Source organism: Novosphingobium sp. Fuku2-ISO-50 (assembly GCF_001519055.1).
Classification (GTDB): Bacteria; Pseudomonadota; Alphaproteobacteria; order Sphingomonadales; family Sphingomonadaceae; genus Novosphingobium.
In genome coordinates this window covers 151645-176758 of record NZ_KQ954285.1, presented here as the reverse complement: position 1 = coordinate 176758, position 25114 = coordinate 151645, and the positions used below count along the sequence as shown (strand labels likewise).

At 65.5% G+C, this 25114-nt stretch carries 20 protein-coding genes and 1 tRNA gene; 19 read left to right on the top strand and 2 right to left on the bottom strand.

Annotation, left to right across the window (positions count from 1 at the left end):
- The first annotated feature begins 6 nt into the window (after nt 1-6).
- The 18 genes from murD to AQZ50_RS00730 all read left to right on the top strand — a co-directional run bounded on the left by murD (nt 7) and on the right by AQZ50_RS00730 (nt 20921).
- Complete coding sequence (murD, locus tag AQZ50_RS00815; RefSeq protein WP_067741286.1) at nt 7-1341, top strand: UDP-N-acetylmuramoyl-L-alanine--D-glutamate ligase; 1335 nt, start codon at nt 7-9, stop codon at nt 1339-1341.
- Nucleotides 1341-2576, top strand: a complete 1236-nt coding sequence (locus tag AQZ50_RS00810) for an FtsW/RodA/SpoVE family cell cycle protein (RefSeq protein ID WP_082703326.1) — start codon at nt 1341-1343, stop codon at nt 2574-2576. Before murD ends, AQZ50_RS00810 begins: the two co-directional genes overlap by 1 nt.
- Nucleotides 2573-3760, top strand: coding sequence for an undecaprenyldiphospho-muramoylpentapeptide beta-N-acetylglucosaminyltransferase (murG, locus tag AQZ50_RS00805; RefSeq protein ID WP_067741283.1), 1188 nt, complete (start codon nt 2573-2575; stop codon nt 3758-3760). Before AQZ50_RS00810 ends, murG begins: the two co-directional genes overlap by 4 nt.
- Complete coding sequence (gene murC, locus AQZ50_RS00800; protein WP_067741281.1) at nt 3757-5181, top strand: UDP-N-acetylmuramate--L-alanine ligase; 1425 nt, start codon at nt 3757-3759, stop codon at nt 5179-5181. Before murG ends, murC begins: the two co-directional genes overlap by 4 nt.
- Complete coding sequence (gene murB / locus AQZ50_RS00795; protein WP_067741278.1) at nt 5178-6074, top strand: UDP-N-acetylmuramate dehydrogenase; 897 nt, start codon at nt 5178-5180, stop codon at nt 6072-6074. The genes murC and murB overlap by 4 nt, the downstream gene beginning before the upstream one ends.
- Nucleotides 6071-7012, top strand: a complete 942-nt coding sequence (locus AQZ50_RS00790) for a D-alanine--D-alanine ligase (RefSeq protein WP_067741275.1) — start codon at nt 6071-6073, stop codon at nt 7010-7012. The genes murB and AQZ50_RS00790 overlap by 4 nt, the downstream gene beginning before the upstream one ends.
- Nucleotide 7013: 1 nt before the next feature.
- Nucleotides 7014-8045: a cell division protein FtsQ/DivIB gene (locus AQZ50_RS00785; protein ID WP_082703325.1), complete on the top strand. Its 1032-nt coding sequence runs from the start codon at nt 7014-7016 to the stop codon at nt 8043-8045.
- A 24-nt stretch (nt 8046-8069) separates the two neighbouring features.
- A complete protein-coding gene (ftsA, locus tag AQZ50_RS00780) occupies nt 8070-9353 on the top strand; it encodes a cell division protein FtsA (RefSeq protein ID WP_067741273.1) in 1284 nt (427 codons plus the stop codon).
- 223 nt (nt 9354-9576) lie between these two features.
- On the top strand, nt 9577-11070 hold the full coding sequence (gene ftsZ, locus AQZ50_RS00775) for a cell division protein FtsZ (RefSeq protein WP_067741270.1): 1494 nt from the start codon (nt 9577-9579) through the stop codon (nt 11068-11070).
- A gap of 132 nt (nt 11071-11202) precedes the next feature.
- Nucleotides 11203-13743 carry a tetratricopeptide repeat protein gene (locus AQZ50_RS00770; protein WP_231730040.1) on the top strand — a complete coding sequence of 847 codons (2541 nt, stop codon included), beginning with the start codon at nt 11203-11205 and terminating at the stop codon, nt 13741-13743.
- Between the two features lie 267 nt (nt 13744-14010).
- Nucleotides 14011-14514, top strand: a complete 504-nt coding sequence (locus AQZ50_RS00765) for a type III secretion system chaperone family protein (protein WP_369801363.1) — start codon at nt 14011-14013, stop codon at nt 14512-14514.
- A gap of 31 nt (nt 14515-14545) precedes the next feature.
- Entirely contained in the window at nt 14546-15349 is an 804-nt protein-coding gene (locus AQZ50_RS00760) for a pyrroline-5-carboxylate reductase family protein (RefSeq protein ID WP_067741261.1), read from the top strand.
- A 168-nt stretch (nt 15350-15517) separates the two neighbouring features.
- The gene (locus AQZ50_RS00755) at nt 15518-16261 is read left to right on the top strand and encodes a Bax inhibitor-1/YccA family protein (protein WP_067741259.1); all 744 of its coding nucleotides are present in this window, start codon (nt 15518-15520) and stop codon (nt 16259-16261) included.
- A gap of 251 nt (nt 16262-16512) precedes the next feature.
- Nucleotides 16513-17268, top strand: a complete 756-nt coding sequence (locus AQZ50_RS00750) for a hypothetical protein (protein ID WP_156427188.1) — start codon at nt 16513-16515, stop codon at nt 17266-17268.
- A gap of 143 nt (nt 17269-17411) precedes the next feature.
- Nucleotides 17412-17487, top strand: a tRNA-Ala gene (locus AQZ50_RS00745).
- A gap of 187 nt (nt 17488-17674) precedes the next feature.
- Nucleotides 17675-18730 carry a GTPase ObgE gene (gene obgE, locus AQZ50_RS00740; protein ID WP_067741253.1) on the top strand — a complete coding sequence of 352 codons (1056 nt, stop codon included), beginning with the start codon at nt 17675-17677 and terminating at the stop codon, nt 18728-18730.
- A gap of 128 nt (nt 18731-18858) precedes the next feature.
- On the top strand, nt 18859-19992 hold the full coding sequence (proB, locus tag AQZ50_RS00735; RefSeq protein ID WP_067741250.1) for a glutamate 5-kinase: 1134 nt from the start codon (nt 18859-18861) through the stop codon (nt 19990-19992).
- Nucleotides 19992-20921, top strand: a complete 930-nt coding sequence (locus tag AQZ50_RS00730; protein WP_067741248.1) for an SDR family oxidoreductase — start codon at nt 19992-19994, stop codon at nt 20919-20921. Before proB ends, AQZ50_RS00730 begins: the two co-directional genes overlap by 1 nt.
- A gap of 332 nt (nt 20922-21253) precedes the next feature.
- Here the strand turns inward: AQZ50_RS00730 and AQZ50_RS00725 are convergent, their stop codons facing one another.
- Nucleotides 21254-22996, bottom strand: coding sequence for an N-acyl-D-amino-acid deacylase family protein (locus AQZ50_RS00725; protein ID WP_067741245.1), 1743 nt, complete (start codon nt 22994-22996; stop codon nt 21254-21256).
- A gap of 257 nt (nt 22997-23253) precedes the next feature.
- On the opposite strand from AQZ50_RS00725, the gene AQZ50_RS00720 reads away from it, so the two are divergent.
- On the top strand, nt 23254-24225 hold the full coding sequence (locus AQZ50_RS00720) for a Rieske 2Fe-2S domain-containing protein (protein WP_067741242.1): 972 nt from the start codon (nt 23254-23256) through the stop codon (nt 24223-24225).
- Nucleotides 24226-24295: 70 nt separating this feature from the next.
- On the opposite strand, the gene AQZ50_RS00715 is transcribed toward AQZ50_RS00720, so the two are convergent.
- Complete coding sequence (locus tag AQZ50_RS00715) at nt 24296-25114, bottom strand: Coq4 family protein (RefSeq protein ID WP_067741240.1); 819 nt, start codon at nt 25112-25114, stop codon at nt 24296-24298.

The window sequence follows — 25114 nt, the reverse complement described above, 5'->3', positions numbered from 1 at the left end:
GGCCGCATGATCACTTCTTCGCGCTTTGCCGGCCAACGCTTTGCGGTGCTGGGTCTTGCCCGTTCGGGGCTGGCCAGCGTCGAAAGCCTGCTGGCCGGCGGCGCCGAAGTGACCGCGTGGGACAGCCGTGAAGAAGCCCGCGCGCATGTTGCCGGGCGCGCGACACTGGCCGATCCTTTGACGATCGACCTGACCGGGTTTGCAGGTGTCGTGGTGTCGCCCGGCGTGCCGCTCAACCGCCATCCGATCGCCGCGCACGCCGCGCGCTTTGCTGTGCGGGTGATCGGCGACATCGAATTGTTTGCGCAAATCCGCCCCGATCTGCCGGCGCATCGTGTGGTCGGCATTACCGGAACCAACGGCAAATCGACGACCACCGCGCTGGTCCATCACTTGTGCCGCGCCGCCGGGATGCCGACGCGGATGGGGGGCAATATCGGCCTGCCGGTGCTCGGCGAAGAGGCGCTGGCGGCGGGCGGGGTCTATGTGCTCGAATTGTCGAGCTATCAGATCGACCTCACGCATTCGCTCGCCTGCGATGTCGCGGTGCTGATCAATCTCAGCCCCGATCATCTCGACCGCTATGACGGCTTTGCCGGGTATGCCGCGTCCAAGGCGCGGTTGTTTGCCATGCAGGGCGAGGGGCAGGACGCGATTTTCGGGCGCAGCGATCCCGATACGCTGGCCATCGCCACGCGTGTCGCGGCAGAGCGCGGCTCGGCGCATGTGCATATCCCCGATCCGGCAGAGCTGTCGGGTCAGGCCGACTGGCCCTCGTTGCAAGGGCCGCACAATCTTGAAAATGCGGCGATTGCCGTCGCCGTGGCGCAAGTGCTGGGGATTGACGAAGCGGTGTGGCGTCCGGCGCTGGCCAGCTTTGTCGGCCTGCCGCATCGCATGGAGCGCGTGGCGGAGGCGAACGGCGTCTTGTTCGTCAACGACAGCAAGGCGACCAATCCCGCCTCGACCGCGCCTGCGCTGGCCGCTTATCCGCGTATTCACTGGATTTGCGGCGGATTGCCCAAAGCCGACAATCTCGACGAATGCGCCGGTGGATTCAGCCATGTCGTCGCGGCCTATACCATCGGCGAGGCGGGGCCGCGCTTTGCCGAAATCCTTGAGCCGCTGATGCCCGTTACACGCAGCGAAATGCTGTGTGATGCCGTGCGTCAGGCGATGGCGGCGGCGCAGCCGGGCGATGTGATCATGCTGTCGCCTGCTTGCGCCAGCTTTGACCAGTTCCGCGATTTCGAAGCGCGCGGCGATGCCTTTCGCCAGATTGTCATGACGTTGATCGCCGACCGCGATGCGGCCTGTCCCGAAGTAGGGGGCAGTTCCTGATGGCCGGTGCCTCGACCACCACGCGCGCCGTTCCCGTGCAGACCCGCGATGGCGGGGTGCGCGTGATCGGTCGCGCCAATCGCTATCGCCGCAGCCGGCGCAGCGAGCTGGTGATCTGGTGGCGCGAAATCGATCGGGTCCTGCTCGGGCTGGTCATGGCGCTGGTGGTGATCGGCGCGATCGCGGTTGCCGCCGCCTCGCCCGCCAGTTCGCATCGGCTGTCGACGCCGCAAAAATCGCTGAGCGATCTGCATTTTTTCTGGCTGCACTTGCGCTGGTTGGGGGTCGGGCTGTTGACGATGTTCCTCGCCTCGCTCCTGCCCAAGGAAACCGCGCGGCGGCTGGCAATCATTCTGGCGGCGGCGATGATCGTCGGTCTGGTGCTCGTGCCGCTGGTCGGGACCGAAGTCAAAGGGGCGCGGCGCTGGCTCAATGTCGGAATCAGCCTGCAACCGTCCGAATTTCTGAAGCCCGGTTTTGCCATTGCGCTGGCATGGGTCTTGTCGTGGCGCGCGCGCGATCCGAAAATCCCGGTCATGGGGATTTCCGTGGCGCTGATCGTCGTGGTGTTCGGCCTGCTGATGGCGCAGCCCGATTTCGGTTCGGCCGTGCTCTATCTCGGCGTGTGGTTCGTGCTGGTGTGCCTTTCGGGCCTGTCGAGCCGCAAGATTCTTGTCGTCTTCGGCGGGGGGCCTCTGGTGCTCTTGCTGGCCTATCTGTTCTACCCCAACGCGACGCACCGTATCGACGCCTTCCTGTCGGGCGGCAGCGAATTCGATCAGGTCGATCTGGCCATGCGCACGCTGCTCAATGGCGGCTGGGCCGGAACCGGGCTGTGGCTCGGCACGCGCAAGATGGCGCTGCCCGAGGCGCATACCGACTATATCTTTTCGGTGATCGGCGAAGAATTCGGGCTCATCGCGTGCGCCGTGGTGGTCATGCTCTATTGCGCGATCGTGATGCGCGTGCTGCTGCGCCTGCTCGATGAGGACGACTTGTTTACCGTGCTGGCCGCTGCCGGGCTGACCGCGCAGCTGGCCGGGCAGGCGTTCATCAACATTCTTGTCAACCTGCAACTGTTTCCGTCCAAGGGGATGACGCTGCCGCTGATCAGCTATGGCGGGTCTTCGACGATCGCCTTGTTGCTCGGCGTGGGCTTCCTGCTCGCCATTACCCGCCGCAACCCCTATCTGTCGCGCGAAACGTTCGATCCAAAGGAACGCCTTGCGCCATGACTGTCTCGCGCCATTTCGTGCTCGCTGCCGGGGGGACCGGCGGCCATCTGATTCCCGCCTTTGCGCTTGCCACAGAGCTGGAACGGCGCGGTCACCATGTCGCGCTGGTCACCGACGATCGCGGCGCGCGCATTCCGGGCAAGCCCGATTTCCTGCCCGCGCATGTCCTGCCCGCCGGGCGGCTGGGCAAAAACCCGCTGACCACGATCAAGGGGCTGCGCGCGATCTGGCAGGGGCGGGCGATGGCGCTGCGCCTGTTTGAAAGCTTTCAGCCATCGTGCGTGGTCGGATTTGGCGGCTATCCGGCGCTGCCCGCGCTGCTCGCGGCGCAAAGCGCGCAGATCCCGACAGTGATTCACGAACAGAATGCCGTGCTGGGCCGGGTCAATCGCCTGCTCGCACGCCGGGTCAACGCGATTGCCACGGCCTATCGCGATGTCGACCGGCTCGATGCGAAATGGTCGGGCAAAGTGCATCTCGTCGGCAATCCGGTGCGCGCCGAAGTGCTTTCGCTGCGCAAGGAGCCGTTTCCACCGCTCGATGAAGACGGCTTGCTGCGCGTGCTGGTCACCGGCGGCAGCCAGGGCGCCTCGATCCTTGCAGAGGTCGTGCCCGATGGTCTGGCGATGTTGCCGCCCGCGCTGTGCCATCGCCTGCAAGTGACGCAGCAGTGTCGGCCCGAAGACATCGAGGCAGTGCGCGCGCGCTATGCCGCGCATCAGATTCCGGCGGAACTGGGCACGTATTTCGAGGATATGGAAAACCGTCTGGCCGAAACGCATCTGTTCATCGGTCGCTCGGGCGCTTCGACGATTGCCGAGCTGACTGCGGTCGGCCGTCCCGGCATTCTCGTGCCGCTGCCGATCGCCACCGACGATCATCAGGCGGCCAATGCGCGCGATCTGGTCAAGGCGGGCGGGGCGCGGGCGATTCGCCAATCGGGCTTTACGCCAAAGGAACTGGCCAAGCAGGTCCAGGCGATCGCGCTCAATCCCGAATCGCTTGCCAATGCGGCCCATGCTGCGTGGAACTGCGGCTTTCCCGATGCTGCGGGCGATCTGGCCGATCTTGTCGAAAGCTTTGGCCGCGCGCCGATCATGGATGTCATTCGAATGAAAAGCGCACCTGCGCATGCCGGTTTTGCCCCAGCAACCGCCGGGTCCGCGCGGGAGGATGCACGATGAAGGGCGTCGGCATCGACATCGGCACGATCCATTTCGTCGGGATCGGCGGCATCGGCATGTCGGGCATTGCCGAAGTCATGCACAACATGGGCTATTCGGTGCAGGGCTCGGACATTGCCGAAAGCTATGTCGTCGAAGGCCTGCGCGCGCGCGGGATCACGGTGATGATCGGGCACAACGCCGCCAATGTCGCAGGCGCGGCAGTGGTCGTCACCTCGACGGCGGTACGGCGCGACAATCCCGAAGTGCTGGCCGCGCTCGAAGCGCGCATCCCGGTGGTGCGCCGCGCCGAAATGCTGGCCGAGCTGATGCGGCTGAAAAATACCGTTGCCGTGGCGGGCACGCATGGCAAGACCACGACGACCTCGATGGTTGCCTGCCTGCTCGATGCGGGCGGGGTCGATCCGACCGTGATCAACGGCGGGATCATCAATTCCTATGGCTCGAACGCGCGATTGGGCGACAGCGACTGGATGGTGGTCGAAGCCGATGAAAGCGATGGCTCGTTCCTGCGGCTCGACGGCACGATCGCGGTCGTCACCAATATCGATCCCGAACATCTCGATCACTATGGCAGCTTTGACCGGGTGAAGGCGGCGTTTGTCGAATTCATCGAAAACGTGCCGTTCTATGGCGCGGCGATGCTGTGCATCGATCATCCGGTGGTCCAGGCGATCATCCCGATGGTGCGCGACCGCCGCGTGATCACGTATGGTTTTTCGGCGCAGGCCGACGTGCGCGGCGAAGCGGTCACCCCGGTCCCCGGCGGCAACCGCTTTACCGTCGTGCTGCGCCGTCGCGACGGTACGTTTCACCGCATCGAAGACATTCATTTGCCCATGCCCGGGCGCCACAATGTCCAGAACGCGCTCGCCGCGATTGCCGTGGCGCGCGAAATGGGCGTGCCCGACGAGGTCATTCGCGGCGGCTTTGCCAAATTCGGCGGGGTCAAGCGGCGCTTTACCAAAGTCGGCGAGATCGCGCTCGATGGCGGCGTGGCCACGGTGATCGACGACTATGGCCATCACCCGGTCGAAATCCGCGCGGTGCTCGCAGCCGCCCGCGAAGGCGCGCGCGGGCGCGTGATCGCCGTGGTTCAGCCGCACCGGTATACCCGGCTGCGCGATCACATGGAGGATTTCCAGGGCGCCTTCAACGACGCCGACGTGGTGTTCGCAGCCCCGGTCTATGCGGCAGGCGAAGCCCCGATCGAAGGCGTAAATGCCGAAGTCCTGGTCGAAGGGATCAAGGCGCGCGGCCACCGCAGCGCGCATTGCATCGCCGGGGCCGACGCGCTGGCCCGCGAACTCGCCGCCATTGTGCGCGCCGATGACATGGTGGTGTGCCTCGGCGCGGGCGACATCACGCGGTGGGCCGCCGGTCTGGCCGATGCGGTCCGGCGCGAACAGGGGGCGGCATGATCACCCCGCGTGGCCGGCTGACGGCACAGGCGCCGCTGGCTCCACTGGTCTGGTTCAAGGCCGGCGGTGTCGCGCAATGGCTGTTCGAGCCAGCCGATGCCGACGATCTGGGCGCCTTTCTCGCGTCGCTTGCGCCCGATGTGCCGGTCATGGCGCTGGGGCTCGGGTCAAACCTGATCGTGCGCGATGGCGGCGTGCCGGGGGTCGTGGTGCGGCTGGGCAAGAGCTTTGCCGGGGTGCGCGCGATCGACGCGGTCACGCTGGACTGCGGCGGCGGCGCCTCGGGCGTGCTGGTGTCTTCGACCGCGCGCGACAAAGGCATTGCCGGGCTGGAATTCCTGCGCTCGATTCCGGGCACGGTCGGCGGCTTCGTGCGGATGAACGGCGGCGCCTATGGCCGCGAGGTCAAGGATGTGCTGGTCGATTGCGACGTGGTGATGCGGTCGGGCGCGCGGGCGACGCTGTCGGCGGCCGAGCTTGGCTACAGCTATCGCCATTCGGACCTGGCCGAGGGCGCGGTGGTGGTGGCCGCGCGGTTTCGTGGGGCTCCCGGCGATCCGGCGACGATTCAGGCGGAAATGGACCGCATTGCCGCCGCGCGCGAGGCTTCGCAACCGCTGCGCACGAAGACCGGCGGCTCGACCTTCAAGAATCCCGATGGGCACAAGGCGTGGGAACTGGTCGATCGCGCCGGGTGTCGGGGCTTGACGCTGGGCGGCGCGCAAGTCAGCGACAAACATACGAACTTCCTTATCAACACCGGGGATGCCACGAGCGCCGAGATCGAGGCGCTGGGCGAACTGGTGCGCGACAAAGTGCGCGCCGCGACCGGCGTCGATCTGGAATGGGAAATCAAGCGGGTGGGTTCCCCCGCCAAGGATGGTGACGCGTGAGCCTGCCCAAACTTCATGTCGCCGTCCTGATGGGCGGCTGGTCGAGCGAGCGGCCGGTTTCGCTGATGAGCGGCGAAGGCGTCGCCCGCGCGCTCGAAGCGCGCGGCCATCGCGTCACGCGGATCGACATGGGGCGCGATGTCGCGCAAGCGCTGGCGCAAACCGCGCCCGATGTGGTGTTCAACGCGCTGCACGGCACGCCCGGCGAAGACGGCACGGTGCAGGGCATGATGGACCTGATGGGGCTGACTTATACCCATTCGGGGCTCGCCGCCTCGGTCATCGCCATCGACAAGGAACTGACCAAGCAGGCGCTTGTGCCCCACGGCATTCCCATGCCCGGCGGGCGCGTGGTGCATACTGCCGAGATTTTCGAACACGATCCGCTGCCGCGTCCTTATGTGCTGAAGCCGGTCAACGAAGGCTCTTCGGTCGGCGTTGCGATCGTTACGGCCGAGGGCAATTACGGCAATCCCGTCGCGCGCGATGCCGTCGGCCCGTGGCAGCAATTCGATCACTTGCTGGCCGAACCGTTCATTCGCGGGCGCGAGCTGACCACCGCGGTCCTGGGCGATCGCGCGCTCATGGTCACCGAGCTGCGGCCCAAATCGGGCTTTTATGACTTCGATGCCAAATATACCGACGGCATGACCGATCACATCTGCCCGGCGGACATTCCCGAAGACGTGGCCGAAGCGTGCAAGGACATTGCGCTGCGCGCGCATCGCCTGCTCGGCTGTCGCGGCACCAGCCGCAGCGATTTCCGCTGGGACGACGAACGCGGGATCGACGGGCTGTTCCTGCTCGAAGTGAACACCCAGCCGGGGATGACGCCGTTGAGCCTCGTGCCCGAACAGGCGCGCGCGCTCGGCATGGACTACGGCGATCTCGTCGAGACGATCATTGCCGAAGCTCTCGAACGAAAAGGGATCCGCTGAGATGGCCCAGACGATCCGGCGCGGCGGCAAAGGCGTGCGGCGCGCGGCAGCGACGCGCAGCGCCAAGACCCGCGTCGCCACCGCGCGCAAGCAGACCGGCAATATCGTCGGGCAGGCGGTGCGCTGGCTGCCGTTTTCGGACGAGACGCTGCACAAACTGATGATCGCGGGGATCGTCGGCGGTGTGCTGGGCGTCGCGGCGATCGGCGCGGTGGCCGCCGGTGTGCCCTCGATGATCGAACAGGACATCGCCGGGCTGGCCGGACAGGCCGGGTTCAAGGTCAAGCGGGTCGAAGTGCGCGGGGTCAACCGCATGAACGAGCTCGTCATTTACGAAAAAGTGCTGGGTCAGCGCGATCAGGTCATGTCGCGGCTCGATCTGGCCGCTTTGCGTGCCGATCTGTTGACTCTGCCGTGGGTCAAGGATGCGCGGGTTTCGCGGCAATTGCCCGATACGCTGGTGGTCGATGTGGTCGAGCGCAGCCCCCGCGCGGTTTTGCGCGATGCTGGCCGTTTCGTGCTGATCGACGATACCGGCCACGCGCTTGAGACGGTGCCTCCGTCGCGGGCCAAGGGCATGCTGGTGCTGGCGGGCAAGGGCGTCGAAAATCAGGTTGCGGCGTATGACAAGCTGCTCGAAGCCGCGCCCGCGCTCAAGACTCAGGTGGCCGAGGCGGAATGGGTCGGCAATCGTCGCTGGAATCTGACATTCAAGACCGGACAAGTGCTCGCGCTGCCCGAAGGCGATGACGAAGGTGCCGCTGCGCTCTTGTCGTTTGCGCGGATGGATGGGGTCGACCGGCTGATCGGCGGTAAAGTCGCCGCATTCGACATGCGCGTGCCCGAACGGGTCTATCTGCGCATTCCCGGCCATGCCGATGACATCGCCGCCGAAGCCAAAGCGGCCGCCGTGGCGCGCGCAACAAAGGCCGCCGGTGCCGATGGCCCGGCAAAATCTGCCAATCATGCCGCCAATCATGCCGAAAGCGCGACGCATGCCCTGGCGCATTCCGGCGCCACGGCGCACGACTGATGCGGAGAGTGTGAACCCCAAACGATGGCCATTCCGCGCATCACCAAAGTATTTGCCGCCGTCAATATCGGCTCGTTTCGCACGTCAGCGATGATCGCCGGGCTCGCCGAAACGGGCGATCTGGTCGTGCTCGGCTCGGGCCACCGCGCCAGCGCGGGGATCAAGCGCGGCTATGTCATCGACATGGTCGCCGCGACGCATTGCGTGCGCGATGCGATCGAACGCGCCGAAAAGATGGCCAATGCCAGCGTGCAATCGGTGTGGATCGGCTGTTCCGGGGCGGGGCTCGCCAGCACCACGGCGCGGGTCGAAGTCGAAATCGGCGGACGACGCATCGAGCAGGATGACATCGAGCACCTGCTGATCGCGGGGCGCGAAGTGATCCAGCCCGAAGGACGGCAAGTGCTTCATGCCCAGCCGGCCCATTATACGCTCGACGGCGCGCATGGGGTGCCCAATCCCAAGGGGCTTCATGCCGAACGGCTGGCGGTCGATATTCACGTCATGCTGGCCGACGGCGCGCCGATCCGCAATCTCAAGGAAACAGTCGAACAGGCGCACTTGCGAGTCGAGGCGGTGGTCGGGTCGCCGGTTGCCACCGGGCACGCCTGCCTGACGCCCGAAGAGCGCGAGATCGGCGTGGCATTGGTCGAATTCGGCGCCGAAGTGACGACGGTTTCGGTCTATGCGGCGGGGATGCTGCTCGGGATGCAGGTGATTCCGTTCGGATCGGGCGACATTACCGATGCGGTCGCCTCGGCCTTCGGCATTCGCCGCTATCAGGCCGAACGGCTCAAATGCATGTCGGGTTCGGCCATCGCCAGCCCCGCCGACCATCGCGAGATGATCCCGGTCAACGCGCCCGGCGATCCCGACGGGGCCGGGCCGGTCGCGCGCCACGCCGATGACAAGAACCGCATTCCGCGCGCCGAGCTGATTTCGGTGATCACGCTGCAACTGGGCTATTTTACCGAGGAAGTGTCCAAGGCGCTGAAGGCGATGGGCTTTACCGGGCAGCGCGGGCAACAGGTGGTGTTGACCGGCGGCGGCGCGCAAATGCCGGGGCTGGCCGATTTTGCGCAAGGGGCGCTGGGCCGCCCGGTGCGGATCGGATCGCCGCCGACGATGCTCGGCCTGCCGCCAGGCAATGCGACGCCCAGTTCCTCGACTCTGGTCGGCCTGTTGCTCTATGCTGCGGCCGAGCCGGTCGACATTCGCGCGATCGGGCCGAAGTGGAAACCCGAAGGCGATTATCGCGGGCTGGCGCTGATCACGCGAATCTGGCGCGCGCTGCGCGAGTATTTTTGAGCCGTGTCTTGCCGATTTTTCCCTTACTTTCGGCGCCGGGCGGAGGCAGACCGCGAAAACGGCACGGCTTGGCGCCGATTACGCGCTGCAATCTGTGGAAAAGCCGTGATTGACTTTGATTCGTCGAATCGTTGTGTGCCAAAGCAAGGGTTACTTTGAGCATCCAGCTTTCTGGACATTCCTTTTTTCGGGGCCTTGCCCCGGACCGTACCGGGAGACCGACATGAGCATCAACATCGGACCGCCGTCGATCGATGAACTGCGGCCCCGGATCACGGTGATCGGGGTTGGCGGCGCGGGCGGCAATGCCATCGCCAACATGATCCGCGCCGGAATCGAAGGCGTCGATTTCGTCGTCGTCAACACCGATGCGCAGGCGCTCAACAATTCGATCGCGGATACGCGCATCCAGCTCGGGCCTGCGATCACGCAAGGGCTGGGCGCGGGCGCCCGTCCCGAAGTCGGTCGCGCCGCTGCCGAAGAAACGCTGGTCGAGCTCGAACGCGCGCTCGACGGGGTGCACATGGTGTTCATCGCCGCCGGGATGGGCGGCGGCACCGGCACCGGCGCCGCGCCGGTGATCGCCGAGGCGGCGCGCCGCAAGGGCGTGCTGACCGTGGGCGTGGTGACCAAGCCTTTCCTGTTCGAAGGCGCGCGCCGCATGCGCTCTGCCGAAGCCGGCATCGAAGAGCTGCAAAAGCACGTCGATACGCTGATCGTCATTCCCAACCAGAATCTGTTTCTGGTGGCCAAGGCGGAAACGACCTTCAAGGAAGCGTTCGGGCTGGCCGACGAAGTCCTGCAGCAGGGCGTGCGCTCGATCACCGACCTGATGGTCATGCCGGGCCTGATCAATCTCGACTTTGCCGACGTGCGCTCGGTGATGGGCGAAATGGGCAAGGCGATGATGGGCACCGGCGAGGGCGATGGCCCCAACCGTGCGCTCGAAGCGGCGGAACGCGCGATTGCCAATCCGCTGCTCGACGGCGTGTCGATGCAGGGTGCCAAGGGCGTGATCATCTCGATCATCGGCGGCGACGACATGAAGCTGCTCGAAGTCGACGAAGCGGCCAATCACATCCGCGAACTGGTCGATCCCAACGCCAACATCATCTGGGGCTCGGCGTTCAATCCCGATCTGGATGGCAAGATCCGCGTCTCGGTCGTTGCCACCGGGATTGAGCAGACCTCTGAACAGGCCGAGATCGCGGCGCGCCCGGCTTCGCTGGGCAGCTCGCGCGGTCCGGCGTTCCCCGGCGCAACGCAAGGCATCGCGCCGCGCCCGCCGGTTGGTGCACAGCCCCCGGTTGCAGCGCCTGCCGCGTCGGCGCCCGTCCAGCCGCCGCTCGCCGAGCCCGTGGCGCCGCAATCGGCTCCGTCGCCGACCGCTGCGCCCGAACCGCTGGCATGGCAGGCCGCCCCGCCTGCCGCGCCCGAGGATGAACCGTTCGACCTGACGCTCGACCTCAGCGAAGAACCGGCCATCGAAGCGCCCGCGCAGCCTGCAACGGGCCTGCCGCGTTTCGGTCGCGCCGCTGCGTCGTCCGATTTCGGCGAACCGCCTGCTCCGGCACGACCGGCCGCCGGTGGCTCGACGCTGTTCGAGCGCATGGCCAACTTGTCGCGCGGCAATCGCCAGGGCGAGGAGGGTGAAGCCGAAGAGGATGGCAAAGCGCTGAATATTCCGCGTTTCCTTGGCCGTCAGAACAATCAGTAGCGGCGGGCAGTAAGCGCGGACGGTAAGCGCGATTTGCGGTTCATCGGGTTGGCGGCAGGATCCGTCGCATCGCGTCGCCGACCCGGTCCTTTTGCGTTAGAGGCGCTGACAATGATTCGGTTTGCCTCTTTGATGTCTTCCGCCGCGATGGCCCCGGCGCGCTTGCGCGACCGGGTTGTCTCGCTTTTGGTGGGGGCGGCGCTTTTGGTTGCGCCGCCGGCTCTCGCCGCCGCGCCGCAAGATGACCAGCAACCCCCGGCCAGCGTTTCGCATCCGGTGGTGGAGCCGACCGCGCCGAGCGCGGGCCGGGCGCTCAATGCCGCGCTGGGTCGGTTGGCCAAGGATCCGCGCAATGCCGATGCGCTGGTTGAAGCGGGCAACGCCGCGCTCGCGCTGGGCGATAACGAAGCGGCGCTGGGCTTTTTTACGCGCGCCGATCAGGTTTCGCCCGCCAATGCGACCGTCAAGGCGGCGATTGCCGGCGCCCGGCTTCATCTCGGCGATCCGGTCGAAGCGTTGCGCTGGTATGCCGAAGCGGAAAAGACCGGGTCCGACCCGGTTGCCTTTGCGCTCGATCGGGGCCTCGCTTTCGATCTTGTCGGCGACAATGCGGCAGCGATCGCGCAATATCGCCTCGTGCTCGCGCGGAGTTCCGATCCGGCCCTGCATGACGAGGCGACCCGGCGCGAAGCCTTGAGCCTGGCGATCGGCGGCGACCGGCGCGCGGCGGATCTTGCGCTTTTGCCCTTGCTGCAACGTCAGGACCGCGCGGCGTGGCGTGCCCATATCTTTGTGCTCGCGATTGCCGGTCGCGCCGAAGAAGCGGTCAGCGTGGCGCATGCGACAATGCCGCCCGATCTGGCCGAGGCGATTGCGCCCTATCTGCGTTTCATGGTGCGGCTGACCCCGGCGCAAAAGGCTGCCGTTGCCAGCCTTGGCCGTTTTCCGAGAGCCGCCGACATCGGGCGCGACGATCCGCGCATTGCGGCTTATGCCGCCGCGCATCCCCGCGTTCCGCTCGCGCCGTCCGTCGCGCCCGCTCTGGCGCAGGCCGCGCCATCGGCCGCCGATGCCAAAGCGGCGCGGGCACGCCACCGTCGCGGCCAAAGTGCCTCGCCCCAAGCCGCTGCGGCGACACCGGCCCCGGACGCCGACATCGCGCTGCCGCCCCCGCCGCCGCCTGTGCTCGCGGCACAGGCCACTGCTGCGCGCGGACCTGTGCCTGCCGCCAAGGCGTCGCCGCCGGTTGCCCCCGTCGCGAGCCGCACCTCGACTGCGGCACAGCCCGGTTTCGATCTCGCGCGAGTGACCGGCAGCGCCCCGGCGTCTGCAAGCGCCGAGACCAAAGTGCCGACTGCAACTGCTGCGCCGAGCGTGCCTCAGCCTACGGTGCTTTCTCGCCTCGACATGCCGCCGCCTCCGCGCCGTGCGCCTGCGCCGCCGGTGCGGGTCGCAACGGTCAGTGCGCCGCCGCCTGTCGTGCCCGTCGCTGCCGCGCCGCCGGTCCAGCCAACGGTCGCTTCATCGTTGCCCACAGTCGGGGCGCCCGCTGCGCAAACCGCTTCGGCGCCGGTTGCTTCCGAAGCGGCGGCCCCGGGCATTGTCGCGGTTCCGCTGCCCGCATCGGCCGTGGCCAGCCCCGCACCGGTCGAGGAACCGGTGATGACGCAGCATCCGGTGGTTCAGCCGATCCCGGTGGCTGCCGCCGCTCCGCCCCAGGCCGGACCGGCTTCCGACAAGCCCGTCTTCGACAGGACGGGGCACGAAGATGCGGCCGTCAAAGCGGCAGCGGTCAAGGGTAAAGAGCCCGTCGGCAAGGGCAAGACGGCCTCTGACAAGGCAGGCTCCAACAAGAACGGACGGGAAAAGGCCGCCAAAGACGAAGCCGCATCCGCCCGGTCGGCCAAGGACAGCAAGGGCCGGATCAAGGCGGGCAAGGACAAGCCTGCCGAAGATACCGGCAATACCGAGGATGTGCCTGCGAAAGGCAAGCTTGCGAAGGGCGCTGCCTCGAAAGGCTCTGCTTCGAAAGAGAGGGCTGGCGCGAAAGGCAAGGCGGCGAAGGACGAAGAGGCCGACAGCGCGCCGGCGCCGTGCAAGCCCGTCGCCGCAACCAAGGGGCGCAAGGGCAAGTCCGCAGCGAAAGTCGACAGCGCACGCGCGGCCCATGGTGCAAAGGGCAGAAAGCACGCCGCCGATGACAGCGAGACTTGCGCTGCCGTTGCGCGTGGCGACCGGCCTGACGGGCCCGCAGGCGTCTCGCGCGACAGCGACACCGAGGATAGCCGCGCCGCCAAAGGCAAGGGCAAAGGCAAAGGCGGCGAAAAGGTCACGGCCAAGGACAAGGCTAACGACAAAGCAGGGGACAGGGCCAGCGAAAAGGGCGGGCGCAAGGCGCATTATGCCAGCCGCATCTGGGTCCAGGTGTTGACCGGCGGCGATCGCGACAAGATGCCCGGCGAATGGCGCTCTCTGGTGCGCAAGGCGCATGCGCTGAAGGGGCACAAGCCCTATCTGACGCCCTGGCGCAGCAATTTCCGTCTGCTCACCGGCCCATTCGACAGCGATGCCGATGCGCAGGATTATATCGCCGAATTGCGCAAGGACGGCGTGTCGGGTTTTGAATGGACCAGCCCGGCCGGGCAAGCCGTCGACGGCCTGTCGCTTCCCTAGGAAAGCTGCGCGCCTGTCAAAAAGGCGACCGACTTCCCCTATAGGGGGTGGTCTGGAGGGGGCTGACATGCCAACTTAACCCCCATGTCCACAGGTTTTACACAGTCTTGTCGAGTTTTGCGCAAGGGGTGTGAGGCCTGTCATTGCCGATTGCCGATGCCTTGGCGATGGATCGGGGCAAGCGACAGCGGGGTTGGTTGACGTGCGATGGGCGGCTCTCAAGGGCCTTGCCTGCCATGACCGGACCGATGTACTGGAGTGCCGATGATGCGGACTGCCCACGATAATGCCGAACGCGAGGATGCCGCGCCTGTCGACATGCTTGCCTCGCTGTTCGAAGCGCGGGGCTGGCCCTTCGAATTCGTGTCCGATGACGAGATCCATGGCGAAATCCAGGGCTCCTGGGCCAATTTTCAGATCCGCTGCATCTGGCGCGAAGAAGACCACGTGCTGCAGATGCTGTGCCTGCCCGACATCCGCGTTGCCGATGACAAGCGTGCGGCGGTCTACGAGGTCATGGCGCTGATCAACGAGCAAGTCTGGGTCGGTCATTTCGACATGTGGTCGAACGGCGGCGTGCTGCTCTATCGCCACGGGCTGATGCTGGGCGATGAAGGCCTGCTCAGCCTGAGCCAGGCGCAGGCGGCGATCGAGGCGGCGGTCGATGAATGCGACCGGTTCTATCCCGCGTTCCAGTTTATCCTGTGGGGCGACAAGAGCCCGGCCGATGCGCTGGCCAGCGCGCTGGTCGACGCGGTCGGCGAAGCCTGATCCCTTTTTCCCTTTTTTGATGAGGCCCGCTTTGCGCTTTTTTCAGTTCGGCTGCGGCAACATGGGTGGGGCGATGCTGGCCGGATGGCTGGCGGGCGGGCTTGATCCGGCTGCCTTTACGGTGATCGATCCCTTCCTCGCTGCGGCGCCGGAGGGTGTGCGTCTGCTCGACGCGGCGCCGGACGAAGCATGCGCCGATGTCGTCCTGCTGGGCTTCAAGCCGCAGCAGCTGGCCACTGCCGCACCGGCTGTCGCGCCGTTGGCGGGGCCGGGCACGCTGATCCTGTCGATCCTCGCCGGGGTTGACCTTGCCACTTTGCGCGCGACGTTTCCGCAAGCCGGGGCGATCGTGCGCGTCATGCCCAATCTGGCCGCTGCGCTGGGGAAATCGCCGATCGCGCTGTTTGGCGATGCCGCAGGTGCCGCGCGCGACCGGACCGACGCGCTGATGGCGCCGCTGGGTCAGGCGGAATGGCTGGCCGATGAAGCGGACATGGATCTGGTGACGGCGCTGGCGGGATCGGGACCGGCATTTGTCTATCGCTTCATCGACGCGCTGGCGAGCGGGGCTGCGGCGCTCGGGCTTCCGCGCGAACAGGCCGATCGACTGGCGCTGGCCATGGTCGAAGGCGCAAGCCAGCTCGCGGCTGCATCGCCGCACAGCCCGGCGGAACTGGCGCGCCGCGTCGCCAGTCCGGGCGGCGTGACCCAGGTCGGGCTCGATGTGCTCGATGCCGATGCACGGCTCGCGCGGCTGATCGAGGACACCTTGCGCGGCGCGCGCGATCGCAGCGCCGAGATGACCGCAGAGGCAATCCGCCGGTTGCAAGCCTGAATCCGGACAGGCAATCGGAACAGGCCATCGCGCTTGGGCGTTCAGCGATCCGCAAGGGATCGTATGGCATGACAATATTCGCCGGTTTCGCTTGAAAGCGCGGGCAACCGGGGCGATATTGCGCTTGTGGGTCCGCTGCAGGGCCCGACACATGGAGACTTGAAGCACATGGCAAACTGGAACGACCCTCAGCCCTCGTCGACGGGCTTCGGCGCGTCCCCGAGCCTTACCGGCGCTTGGGACCGTAGCACTGTCTACGATGCCGGGCTGCGTCGGCACATGCTTTCGATCTACAATTACATGGCCTCGGGCGTGTTGCTGTCGGGTGTGGTGGCGCTGGGCTTTGCCGCCTCGGGCATGGCGGAAGCGGTGTTGATGAGCCCGCTGCGCTGGCTGATCGCGCTGTCGCCGCTTGCATTCACCATGGTGATGAGCTTTGGCGTGAACCGTCTGTCGACGTCTGCGATGCAGGGGTTGTTCTGGGCGTTCAGCGTGGCGATGGGGCTGTCGCTCTCGGCGATTTTCCTCGTCTATACCGGCCCGTCGATCGCGGTGACGTTCTTTGCTACCGCCGGTGCGTTCGCGGGGCTCAGCCTGTTTGGCTATACCACGCAAAAGAGCCTGTCGGGCATGGGCACGTTCCTGATCATGGGCCTGTTCGGCATTCTGATCGCGTCGCTCGTCAATATGTTCCTGCGCTCGCCGGGCCTTTCCTGGGGTATCAGCTTCCTTGGCGTGTTGATCTTTGCCGGGCTGACGGCCTATGACACGCAGCGGCTGAAGGATCAGTACAGCTATGTCGCGGGGACGACGATGGCCGGCAAGGCCGTCGTGCTGGGCGCGCTGCAGCTTTACCTCGACTTCATCAACATGTTCATGATGCTGCTGCGCTTCATGGGCGATCGTCGCTGATCGATCCGGTTGCCGGCTTTTTCGGCGTGATTTGAAATTCACACCCGGCGGGATTTTTGCATCCTGCCGGGTGTTTCTCTTTTTGCGCGGACGCCGTATGTGTTAACGATCTGGCGAAGGCAGTTGTAACCGGGGCTCGTTCTCCGGTGGAAAGGGCAGCGCCGAAGGGTGCGGGCCGAAAGGTGCAAATGGCCGTGAATGATAGGGATCGATTGTCGTCGGGGCGCAAGGGCCGCTCCATGGTTTGCGGCATGAGGCCCTTTGAGGCCCGCGCGCGCCGCTGGCGCATGGTTACCGGGGCTGCTCTGGCGATGGCGCTCGCCGCCTGCGCCCAGACGCCGCCTCCTCCGCCGCCGCCGCCTCCTCCCCCCCCCGTGGCCGAAATTCCGCCGCGCCCGATCCCGCCCGATGGCGCTGCGCCAGGGCTGATCACGCCGCAAGTCGATGCCGAGGGGCAGCGGGAATCGGTCAATCGCAAGGTTTCGACCAATCAGATCATGTGGAACTTGCGCTCGGCCTATACGGTTGCCGCGCTTGACTGCCAGGATCCGCGCAATGCCGAAATCGTGCCCCACTATCGCGATTTCCTGATCCGCAATGCGAAAGTGTTGAAGGCGGTCTATGACCACATGGATCACGAATTTCGGGCGAAATATGGGCGTGGCGGCGAAACGCTGCGCGACGATTACCTGACCACGCTGTACAACCATTACGCGCTGCCGCCGACCAAGGCCGAGTTCTGCGATGTGGTCGATCTGATCATGCAGGAGGGCGCCCAGATTCCGCCCGAAGCGCTCGATGCGTTTGCCGCCGCCAAAGTGCCGTTGATCGAAAAGGTCTTCGACGACTTTTACGAACGCTATGACAAATACCGCAATGCGCTTGCCGCATGGGATGAAAAATACGGTCGCGTCGGACGCGTTCGCGTTGAACCGCTGGCCGGACAAGCGCCTGCGCCGCCGGTTTTCGATCAATTGAGCCAGGCCGGTCGTTCCGCGACGCCCTGACCGTATAAAAACCGGCCAGGTAAATTTTTTCGTGTCCGGGGCTTGGCAAACGGGCAGGTCGTGCGCTAAGTGCGCGCCTCCCGACAGGCAAGGGTGACCCGGACAACGGGCCATCGGCGCCGGATCGGTATGAACACTGGAACGGGGCCGTAGCTCAGCTGGGAGAGCGCGTCGTTCGCAATGACGAGGTCAGGGGTTCGATCCCCCTCGGCTCCACCAGGGTTCGACAGGACACAGCGCATGGCCCCGGATCGCCCGGCAGGTCCCGCGATGATGAACAAGCCTGCGTCTAGCGCCTGATGCCCGGTTGCGGTCTCCCGCCGCCGGTCGCTTGCGCCAGAGGCGGGCCTCTTGCCGTTTTTGCGAAGCGGATATTTTCGCGCCCGATTGCCGGACTTTTCAAGCGATGCATTTTCTCGACCAGGCCAAGATATTCATCCGCTCGGGCGCCGGCGGCCCCGGCGCGGTCAGCTTTCGTCGTGAGAAATACGTCGAATACGGCGGTCCCGACGGCGGCAATGGCGGCAAGGGCGGCGACATCGTGTTCGAGGCGGTGGCCGGGCTCAACACGCTGATCGATTTTCGCTATACCCAGCATTTCAAGGCGCAGCGCGGCTCGGGCGGCGCGGGCAAGAACCGTTTTGGTGCGGGCGGCGAAGATCTGGTGATCAAGGTCCCGGTCGGAACGCAAGTGCTCGATGATGATCGCGAAACCGTGTTGCTCGATCTGATCGAGCCGGGCGCGCGCGTCGTGCTGCTGCGCGGCGGCGACGGCGGTCGCGGCAATGCCAGCTTCAAATCATCGACCAACCGGGCCCCGCGTCAGTGCGGGCCGGGCTGGCCGGGCGAGGAATTGTGGGTCTGGCTGCGGCTGAAACTGCTGGCCGATGCGGGTCTTGTCGGTCTGCCCAACGCGGGCAAGTCGACGTTCATCAACCAGATCAGCAATGCCAAGGCCAAAGTCGGCGCTTATGCCTTTACCACCACCCGGCCGCAGCTGGGCGTGGTGCGCCATCGCAATCGCGAATTCGTGCTGGCCGACATTCCCGGGCTGATTGCCGGGGCCGCCGAAGGCGCCGGGATCGGCGACCGGTTTCTGGGGCATATCGAACGCTGTCGCGTGCTGATCCACCTTGTCGACATCAATGGCACCGATCCGGCAGAGGCGATGCGCGTCGTCGCCGACGAACTGGCCGCCTATGGCGCCGGGCTCGATGAAAAACCGCGCTTGATCGCGCTCAACAAGATCGACACGGTCGATGGCGAATTGGTGCGCGCCTTTGCGAGCGAGCTGATCGCCGCCGGAGCCGATCGCGTGTTCCCGATTTCGGGCGCGACCGGCAAGGGCATGGATGCGCTGCTCGATGCGGTGCTCGAACACTTGCCCGCCGCGACCGCGACCGAACGCCCCGCCGGCGAAGTCGAGGATGAAGACGCGCGCGTGCCCTGGTCGCCTTATTGACGTCGCCTTATTGACGTCCCCCTGTTGACGTCACCTTGCTGCGGCAGGACTTTTCCGCGACGGACCGAGCCAAGGATGCGGGCAAGACGCTTCACCTGACCCGCAGTTTAGCCTAAGCGGGCGCGATCATGACCATTTCCCAGCTCGATCACCTCGCCGATCCCGCGCTTGCGCCCCGTCTTGTCGTCAAAGTCGGCTCGTCGCTGCTGGTCGGGGCGGATGGTGAGCCGCGGCGCGCCTGGCTTCACGCGCTGGTCGCCGAACTCGCTGCGGCGCGGGCGCGCGGGCAAGAAGTGATCGTGGTTTCCTCGGGTGCGATCGCGCTGGGTGCGCGGCGGCTGGGCCTTGCCAAAGGCGGGCGCGGCAGCCTGGCCGATGCGCAGGCGGCGGCGGCCGTCGGGCAGATCGCGCTGGCGGGAATCTGGGCCGAACTGCTTGGTCAACACGGCGCGACTGCCGCGCAAGTCCTGCTGACGCTCGATGATCTCGAAGACCGGCGGCGCTGGCTCAATGTTACGGCGACGCTGGGCACTTTGCTCGCGCGCGGCGCGGTGCCGGTGATCAACGAAAACGACACGGTCGCCACGCAGGAAATCCGTTTTGGCGACAACGACCGCCTGGCCGCGCGTGTCGGGCAAGCGGCGGCGGCGAGCGCAGTCTTGCTGTTGTCGGACATCGACGGCCTATATGATCGCGATCCGCGCGAAGCCGGGGCGACGCGCATCCCCGTGGTGCGCCGCATTACGTCCGAGATCCGGGCGATGGCGACCGGCGGATCGTCGTCGGGGCTCGGCTCGGGCGGGATGACATCGAAATTGCAGGCGGCGGACATTGCCGGGCTCGCGGGGATGGCGCTGGCGATTATCGACGGTCGCCCGCAAACGCCGATCGGCGCCGCGCTCGGTGCCGGGCGCGGCACCCTGTTTCTCGCCCGGCCGCGCAAGGCCGCACGCAAGGCCTGGCTGGGCGGCAAGATGCGCATGCGCGGCAGCGTCCATGTCGATGCGGGCGCAGCGGTCGCGCTGGGGCAGGGCGCCAGCCTGCTCGCCGCCGGGGTTACCCGGGTCGAAGGACAGTTCGTGCGCGGCGATGCCATCGCGGTGCTCGGCCCGACGGGCGATGTGCTGGCGCGGGGGCTGTCGGAATACGATGCCGCCGAATGCACCGCACTGGCCGGGCGCAACACCCGCGATCATGCCGAAATTCTCGGCTATGCGCCGCGATCGGCGCTGATTCACCGCGATCAACTGGTCCTCGTCTGATGGCTTCGCGCGCTTCGGAACTGATTGCGATTACGGGGGCGACCGGGTTCGTCGGCAGCGCGGTGCTCGATGCGGCGGCAAAGGTCGGGCTCGATGTGCGCGCGCTGGCGCGGCGGCCGCAGGAGGCGCGCGCCGGGGTCGAATGGGTCCAGGGCGATCTGGGCGACGAACGCGCGCTCCGGCGGCTGGTCACTCGCGCCAGTGCCGTGATTCACATCGCCGGAGTGGTCAACAGCCCCGACGCGCAAGGGTTCGAGGCGGGCAATGTGCGCGGCACGCTGAATGTGGTCAATGCTGCGCTGGCCGCCGGGGTCAATCGGTTTGTCCATGTCTCGTCGTTGTCGGCGCGCGAGCCGCAGTTGTCGATTTACGGCGCGTCAAAGCGCAAGGGCGAGCGCATCGTTGCCGCCTCCAGCCTCGATTGGACGATCGTGCGGCCGCCTGCGGTCTATGGCCCGCGCGACACCGAAATGTTCGAAGTGTTCCGCCTCGCGCGCAAGGGGATCGTTCCCTTGCCGCCAGCGGGGCGCATGTCGTTGATTCACGTCGGCGATCTGGCCGCGCTCCTGCTCGCGCTGATCCCTGGCGACGAGGATGTCACCGGGCTGACGTTTGAACCCGACGATGGTCATGCGGGCGGCTGGAGCCATGTCGAGATGGCGCGCGCCGTTGGCGTGGCGGTGGGCAAGCGGCCTTTCACGCTGTCGCTGCCGCGCCGTGTGCTCGAATGGGTGGCGCGGGCCGATCGCGCAGTGCGCAAGGATCGCGCCAAGCTGACGCTCGATCGGGTGGGCTATATGTGCCACCCCGACTGGACCGCCAATGCCGCGATGCAGCCGCCGGTCGAACGATGGCGCCCGCTGATCGAAACCACCGTCGGGCTGCACGCTACGGCGGGTTGGTACAAGGATATGGGCTGGCTCAAGTAACGCCCCAGGGGCATGCCGTTCAGGCATCCTCTCCCAAAACTTTCAAAGGCCGGCCAGGCAACTGGCCGGCCATTTTTTGGGATTCATCGAACCAATGGCCAGTGCCGGGTCCGCCCGGATTTGGCAGCAATATCCGGGCAATGCGCCCGCACCAACCGGTGCCGCAAGATTCGATACGGGCGATCGAATCCCCCCGTCGGTCAGCCATGGCCCACTGATCTCGGCGCCGGGATCGCCCGCCCGCGCCGGCTGTGACACCAGGCCCAGTCAAAGCATGGCGATTGCCGTGACCAGCCGGCCCCGTGCGGTATGGTGCGCGGGGCTGGTCGGCATCATTCCGCCGCCTCGGCCAGCGTCGGCGCGTCGGGCCCGACATATTCACCCGGAAACGCCCCGGTAAAGGCGCCGCGGTCGAACGTCGGCACGCCATTGACCATGGTCAGGCGCATCGGTGCAGGCTGACGGGTATAGCGATAGGTGCGCCCGCCTTCACCGTCGGGCACGTCCCAGGCCTTTTCCTCTGGCCGACGTTCGATTTCATCGAGGTCGAACACCACGATGTCGGCCTTGCGCCCGACTTGCAACACGCCCCGATCGTCAAGGTTGAAATGCCCGGCGATGCGTCCGGTCAGGTATTCGATCCCCTGTTCGATGGTCAGTTGTTTGCGTTCTCGGACATAGCGGGTCAGGAACAGGACATTGTCGCCCACGCCGCAGAACATTTGTCCGTGCGCGCCTGAATCGCACAAGTTACCGATTGCCTGGGGATCGGTCAGAAGCTTGTCGAGTGCGGATTCGTTGTTGGCAAAATCGCTGATCTTGATTGTCGAGTCGGTGCCGTTATCGAGCAGCCAGTCGGCCAGGCCATCCGAAGGATGGGTCTGGCCGTGGATATCCATATAGTCCTGCAAGGTGCCGGTTACCGGGCCGACGCCGGTGGCGCTGTCGAGGAAATGGATGTCGCAGGCATTGCGCACGGGCGAGATTTCAAAGGTCTTGTCCCAGGATTCGCGCGCCCTTGCGCGCCATTCGGGATCTTCGAGCATGGCGAACTTTGCCGCTTCGCCCCTGGCCTGGATCAGCTCGCTCCACACATAGTTGTTCGATTGCGCAAACAGCAACGAGGAATTGAAGCTGACAATGGTGGTCGGCGAAATGACATGGAACCCCGGCCAGACATCGTTGCCTTCGGCCTTGTTGCGCGCGTGCAATGCCTCGGCGCCTTCGATTGCGAACGCCTGAAACGCCAGGGTCGGCACTCCGCCGGCGATCTGCATGCGGATGCCGTGCTTTTTGGCCAGCGCGCTCATCCGTTCGGAATTGGGCAGGCCATCCAGCCGCATGAAGAAATCGACGATGACCTGCACGCTGGTGCCGGGATGCCGCGCGATCACCGCGAACAGCGCGTCGAATTCGGCATCGTCGGCCTTGCGGGTGGGGATCGGGCGGTCGTTCTTGTCATGGTCGAGCAGGTTGCTCGACATGCCAAGCGCACCGGCGGCCAAGGCGTCTTCAAGCAGGGCGCACATCCTTGCGATTTCGGCCGGTGTTGCGGCGCGGTCCCAGGCTTCGAGCCCCATCACGGCAAGGCGGATGGCGATATGCCCGACATAGGCGGCATAGTTGACCGGGATCTTCACATTGCGTTCGAGCGAGGCCCTGTATTCGCTCCAGGTCTTCCAATCCCATGGCAGCAGGTCGCGGAAAGGCTTTTCCGGGATGTCTTCAAAAAACGAGAAGATATCGACCATTTCCTGGCGGACCGCCGGATCGTCATGGACCGGCGCAGCGGCAAAACCGCAATTTCCGTTGATCGAGGTGGTCACGCCATAGCCCGGCATCGGATCGAGCGTGGGCATCCACCACATCGGTGCGTCATAATGATTATGCGTCTCGATAAAGCCCGGGGCGACATAACAGCCGGTGGCATCGATCACCCGCTCTCGCCGTTCGGGCTCCATGTTGGGGGCGATGGCCGCTATCCGGTTGCCACGCACGCGCACGTCGCACCTGTAGGCCGGCGCGCCCGTGCCATCGACAACGGTCCCGTTCTTGATGAGGTACTTGTCCTGCATGGTGATCTCTCCCCAGGTCTCGGGCCTGTCAGGGTGGCCCGCGATCCTGCACGCGCATTCTACCGCGCCATGGATCGGACGCAGACCCCCGTCATCGACCAAACGGATATTCAGATGATCCGAAACGGCCAACCTGGTGATCCCGCTCCAGCGATAGCCCGTCCGATCCTGCGCCGGGTCATGGCAAACGCGTTAGGATCACAAACGACTGGCACGGTGCAAAGCCCCGACCAGAACCACAATACGGGAGAATCGCGATGACCGAACTGTCCCCCATTCCGATGGCAACCCGTGACGACACTCCGGGCTTTGCCCGCGGTTGGTACGTTGTCGCCGAAATCGCCGATGTGCCGCCCGACGCTCTGGTTCCGCTCGCCTTTTTCGGCGAACAGTTGATCGCCTATCGCGACGAGGACGGGGCATTTCGTGTCGCCGATGCCTATTGCCCGCATCTTGGCGCGCATTTCGCCAGCTTTGACGGGCGCATTGAAAAGGGCGAGATCGTCTGCCCGTTCCACAAATGGCGCTTTTCCGCCAAAAGTGGCAAGTGCACCGCGATCCCCTATACCAAAGTGATCCCGCCGCAGGCCGCGCTGACCACGTATCCCACGCGCGAATTCGCCGGCACAGTGATGATGTGGTGGGATCCGTCAGGCGGCGCCCCCGACTATGACCCATCCGACTTGCGCGACACGTTTGCCGATCGCACCTGGATCCCCTATGCCGAAAAGCGCAAGGAAGGCCGCGCCCCGTTCCGCGACTTGTTCGAAAACCTGTTTGACACCGCGCATATCGAACAATTGCACAAATCGGTCGGCCTGCCGCAGATTGACGCGGTGACCCGCACCGCCTGGGGCATGCAGGTCGATTACGCGCCGTCGGCAGAACAGATGTTCCCGATCGGCCACATGCAGTTCAACTTTTCCGGGATCAGCTTTGTCAGCCATGTCGTGCTGGGTGAAGGGTTCGGCTTTATCCAGAATGTCTCGGCCACGCCGATCGACAAGGAACGGTTCCAGTTGCACGTGCGGATGTACATCAGCGACACCGGGTCGAAAGAGATGAACGACATGATCGGCGGCGCCTTTGTCCAGCGCGTGCTGGACGAGATTGACCAGGATTTTGAAGTGCTCAATTTCAAGAAGCACCTCAAGCGACCGCTGATCTGCGCCGGTGACGGCCCGATCATGCGCTATCGCGAATATGCCGGTGAATTCCTGCCGGCGTGAACCATCCGGACCGGGGGCGAATCAAATCGTCTCCGGCTTTCAGGGGCCCGGATTTCAAGATACCCGGTGATCATCGGTATTCCGGCCAGGTGAGCGAGGCCGCGCTGGTGTCGAGATCGACTGCGCCGACAATGCCAAGCGCTGCGCGCGCTTCGCCCAGCGGCAGGTGAAACACATCCTCGAACCGCCGCATCCAATAGGGGCCGGATTGTTCGCCCACAGTCATGCCGCAGCGCATGGCCTGCATCGCGGCGGGAAACGCGGAATGATAATGCAGCCCGGTGCGGCAAACGAGTCGCAGTGCGCCCAGCACTTGCCCTGCATTGATCAAACCGACCAGTTCCGGATCGAGAAAACGCGGCAAATTGCTCAGCCGCGCCCAATAGGGAACCAGTTCACCCAGAATGTCGAACCCGCCCCCCAGCAGGATATGTTCGAGATCATGCGTTTGCCCGCTGCGGAGCGAGAAATATTCGAACTGGTTGCGCGGGACAAATCGCGGGACGATATCGATCTCGAATCCATTGTCGCGGATATAGCGGCCAAAGATGTGTCCGAGAGATCCTTCGGGGTTGGCCAGCAGGTCTTCGACGCTGAAGCTGGAGGAAAAGCCCGCGTCGAACCACGCATCCAGTTCGGGCCGGCGCTTGCGTTCTGCGGTGAACAGCGCCTCGATCCGGTCAACGTCGAACACATCCCGGAGAATGGTGTAGAGTTTGTAGGCGTCGTGCGTCGTCGGCGAATCTTTCCCGCTTTTGCGCAGGAATGCCGTCGCCAGCCAGTCGCGCAGGCGCGGTTCGTTGAGATAATCCGACGAACTGATCAGCGTGGTGCTCTCGGTGGTGATCTTCTGGCCGCCACGCGCAAGATAGGGGGTCGTCTCGGTCAT

What these genes read in the sequence shown, in the direction of transcription:
- murD (WP_067741286.1), top strand. Translation starts at nt 7, where the DNA reads ATGATCACTTCTTCGCGCTTTGCCGGCCAACGCTTTGCGGTGCTGGGT.
- AQZ50_RS00810 (WP_082703326.1), top strand. Translation starts at nt 1,341, where the DNA reads ATGGCCGGTGCCTCGACCACCACGCGCGCCGTTCCCGTGCAGACCCGC.
- murG (WP_067741283.1), top strand. Translation starts at nt 2,573, where the DNA reads ATGACTGTCTCGCGCCATTTCGTGCTCGCTGCCGGGGGGACCGGCGGC.
- murC (WP_067741281.1), top strand. Translation starts at nt 3,757, where the DNA reads ATGAAGGGCGTCGGCATCGACATCGGCACGATCCATTTCGTCGGGATC.
- murB (WP_067741278.1), top strand. Translation starts at nt 5,178, where the DNA reads ATGATCACCCCGCGTGGCCGGCTGACGGCACAGGCGCCGCTGGCTCCA.
- AQZ50_RS00785 (WP_082703325.1), top strand. Translation starts at nt 7,014, where the DNA reads ATGGCCCAGACGATCCGGCGCGGCGGCAAAGGCGTGCGGCGCGCGGCA.
- ftsA (WP_067741273.1), top strand. Translation starts at nt 8,070, where the DNA reads ATGGCCATTCCGCGCATCACCAAAGTATTTGCCGCCGTCAATATCGGC.
- ftsZ (WP_067741270.1), top strand. Translation starts at nt 9,577, where the DNA reads ATGAGCATCAACATCGGACCGCCGTCGATCGATGAACTGCGGCCCCGG.
- AQZ50_RS00770 (WP_231730040.1), top strand. Translation starts at nt 11,203, where the DNA reads ATGTCTTCCGCCGCGATGGCCCCGGCGCGCTTGCGCGACCGGGTTGTC.
- AQZ50_RS00765 (WP_369801363.1), top strand. Translation starts at nt 14,011, where the DNA reads ATGCGGACTGCCCACGATAATGCCGAACGCGAGGATGCCGCGCCTGTC.
- AQZ50_RS00755 (WP_067741259.1), top strand. Translation starts at nt 15,518, where the DNA reads ATGGCAAACTGGAACGACCCTCAGCCCTCGTCGACGGGCTTCGGCGCG.
- AQZ50_RS00750 (WP_156427188.1), top strand. Translation starts at nt 16,513, where the DNA reads ATGAGGCCCTTTGAGGCCCGCGCGCGCCGCTGGCGCATGGTTACCGGG.
- obgE (WP_067741253.1), top strand. Translation starts at nt 17,675, where the DNA reads ATGCATTTTCTCGACCAGGCCAAGATATTCATCCGCTCGGGCGCCGGC.
- proB (WP_067741250.1), top strand. Translation starts at nt 18,859, where the DNA reads ATGACCATTTCCCAGCTCGATCACCTCGCCGATCCCGCGCTTGCGCCC.
- AQZ50_RS00730 (WP_067741248.1), top strand. Translation starts at nt 19,992, where the DNA reads ATGGCTTCGCGCGCTTCGGAACTGATTGCGATTACGGGGGCGACCGGG.
- AQZ50_RS00725 (WP_067741245.1), bottom strand. Translation starts at nt 22,996, where the DNA reads ATGCAGGACAAGTACCTCATCAAGAACGGGACCGTTGTCGATGGCACG.
- AQZ50_RS00720 (WP_067741242.1), top strand. Translation starts at nt 23,254, where the DNA reads ATGACCGAACTGTCCCCCATTCCGATGGCAACCCGTGACGACACTCCG.
- AQZ50_RS00715 (WP_067741240.1), bottom strand. Translation starts at nt 25,114, where the DNA reads ATGACCGAGACGACCCCCTATCTTGCGCGTGGCGGCCAGAAGATCACC.